The organism is Burkholderia sp. AU45251 (assembly GCF_030482905.1).
Taxonomy (GTDB): domain Bacteria; phylum Pseudomonadota; class Gammaproteobacteria; order Burkholderiales; family Burkholderiaceae; genus Burkholderia; species Burkholderia aenigmatica.
Map to the genome: position 1 here is coordinate 1 of NZ_JAUJQH010000064.1, position 2564 is coordinate 2564.

The window sequence follows — 2564 nt, forward strand, 5'->3', positions numbered from 1 at the left end:
TGCGTATTTCGGACCAACGTGACCGGCCGTTTCGGGATCGTGACCGGCGATTTCGGCAACGTGACCGGTCATTTCGGGAACGTGACGAAGCGGACCGGAAGGCAGGATTGGCGTTGCGCATGACATCAACCACGCGGGCTATGCTCGCCGGCTTTGGCCGGAGACAGCATGCCCGCGCACCGGATGAACATGCGGATGATCAAGGACGTTTTACGACTTAAATTCGACGGCGGTTTCTCGCACGACCGGATCGCCGCGTCACTGGGCATCTCCAAGGGCGTGGTCACGAAGTACATAGGACTGGCCGGTGCTGCCGGGCTGGACTGGGCAAGCGCCTGCGATATGGATGAAGGCGACCTCGAGCGGCGGCTCCTCGGCAAGCCCACGGGGCCAGCAGGCTACGCCCAGCCCGACTACGGACGCATCCACCAGGAGCTGCGTCGCAAGGGCATGACGCTGACGTTGCTATGGGAGGAGTACCAGGCCGAGTTCGCGGACCGGCAGACCTACCGCTATACGCAGTTCTGCGGGCACTACAAGGCGTTCACGAAACGCCTGAAGCGCTCGATGCGGCAAATTCACCGCGCCGGCGAGAAACTGTTTGTCGACTTCGCCGGCCCCACGCTGCCGCTGACGACTGGACGCCGCGCGCACATCTTCGTGGCAGCCATGGGCGCATCGAGTTACACGTTCGCATGCGCGACGCCAGCCGAAACGATGGAGGACTGGCTGGGCGGCATCGCACGTGCGCTGACCTTCTATGGTGGCGTGCCGCAGCTGATCGTGCCGGATAACCCGCGCGCGATGATTGCCGATCCCGACCGCTATGAACCTCGCGCCGGCGACACCGTGCTGGACTTTGCGCGTCACTACGGCACGTCATTCCTTCCCGCACGCGTATATCGTCCGCAGGACAAACCGAAGGTAGAGGTTGCGGTCCAGGTCGTCGAACGCTGGATCATGGCGCGCCTGCGTCATCACCGGTTTGAGTCGGTCCACTCGGTCAATGAGGCGATCCGCCCGCTGCTCAGGAACCTGAATGAGAGGCCGTTCCAGAAGCTGCCTGGATGTCGCGCCAGCGCATTCGCCCAGCTGGACGCGCCGGCACTGCAGCCGCTGCCGGCACAGCCCTATGAGCTCGCGCGCTTCAAGACAGTGACGGTTCACATCGACTATCACGTCGAGATCAACAAACACCGCTACAGCGTGCCGCACGCGCTGGTCGGTCTCAAGCTCGATGCGCGCATCACGGCGGGCGCTGTCGAACTGCTGCATCGCGGTCGCCGTGTCGCCAGCCACGCGCGCAACGAGCGCGCAGGCGGCTACACCACCGTCGTCGAGCACATGCCGGCGGCGCACCGCGCTCATCTGGAATGGACGCCGCAGCGGCTGATTCATTGGGGACAGCAGATCGGCGCGGCAACCGGCGTGCTTGTTACCCGGCTGCTGCAGGAGCAACGCCATCCGGAACACGGCTATCGGGCGTGCCTCGGATTGCTCTCGCTCTCACGTCGCTATGGCCGCGAACGTCTCGAAGCCGCCTGTGCGCTAGCACTGGAGCTGGGCGTGCACCGTTACCGCCACGTGCGCGACATCCTGATCAACAACCGCGACCGCGCAGCAGTGGCAACGCCCGCCGACTGGATCAGCCCAAGTCACGCGCATGTACGCGGCGCCGGCTACTACCAATAAAGGAGACCCACCATGATGATGCAACAGACACTGACGCAACTGCGCACCCTGAAGCTGGACGGCTTCGCTGACGGCCTGGAAGAACAACTGACGCAGCCCGGTGCGGCCAGCCTGAGCTTCGAGGAACGCCTGTCACTGCTGGTCGACCGGGAAGTCAGCTGGCGTGATGATCGCCGTCGTACCCGACTGCTCAAGCAGGCGCGCCTCAAGTATCCGCAAGCCGCCATTGAAGATCTCGACACGCGCGCTGGGCGTGGCGTCGATTCGCGCTCACTCACGAGTCTCGCGCTCGGTGACTGGGTCGAAGCCGGCTACAGCCTGCTCATAAGCGGCCCGACCGGCGCTGGGAAATCGTGGCTCGCTTGCGCCCTGGCCCAATACGCTTGCCGGCGCGGGCATTCGGCCTTGTATCTGCGCGTGCCGCGACTCGGCGAGGAGCTTCGCGTTCTGCACGGCAACGGCGGCTTCACAAAATGGCTGCTGCAGGTCGCCCGCGTTGACGTGCTCCTGCTGGACGATTGGGGAATGGCTCCCCTCGACGCGATGGTCCGAAACGATCTGCTCGAGATGATCGACGACCGCTCTGCGGGAAAGGCGACCATCATCACCAGCCAGTTACCGATTGAGCACTGGCATGGATGGATCGGCGACGAGACCATTGCCGACGCAATGCTCGACCGTCTCATGCAGCGTCATCACCGGATCATGCTCACCGGTGAATCCCTCAGAAAAGCGTCCCCAAAACCCAACGTCCCGGAGCCCAAACTCGACCAGAACTAACAAGAAAATCTACAATCAACACCGCGCAACGCCCAACCCCGCCGAATCGGTCACGTTCCCGAAATCGGCGGTCACGTTCGCCGAAATACGCA

2 protein-coding genes are annotated in these 2564 nt (G+C 63.6%); both read left to right on the forward strand.

The window, feature by feature from the left end; genetic code table 11:
- Nucleotides 1–168: 168 nt before the first annotated feature.
- Complete coding sequence (istA, locus tag QZM67_RS39725; protein WP_096506404.1) at nt 169–1692, forward strand: IS21 family transposase; 1524 nt, start codon at nt 169–171, stop codon at nt 1690–1692.
- A 12-nt stretch (nt 1693–1704) separates the two neighbouring features.
- Nucleotides 1705–2472 carry an IS21-like element helper ATPase IstB gene (gene istB, locus QZM67_RS39730; RefSeq protein ID WP_096506405.1) on the forward strand — a complete coding sequence of 256 codons (768 nt, stop codon included), beginning with the start codon at nt 1705–1707 and terminating at the stop codon, nt 2470–2472.
- Nucleotides 2473–2564 lie beyond the last annotated feature (92 nt).

Excerpts from the sequence above, each read along its gene's own strand:
- istA (WP_096506404.1), top strand. The coding sequence starts at position 169 with ATGCCCGCGCACCGGATGAACATGCGGATGATCAAGGACGTTTTACGA.
- istB (WP_096506405.1), top strand. The coding sequence starts at position 1,705 with ATGATGATGCAACAGACACTGACGCAACTGCGCACCCTGAAGCTGGAC.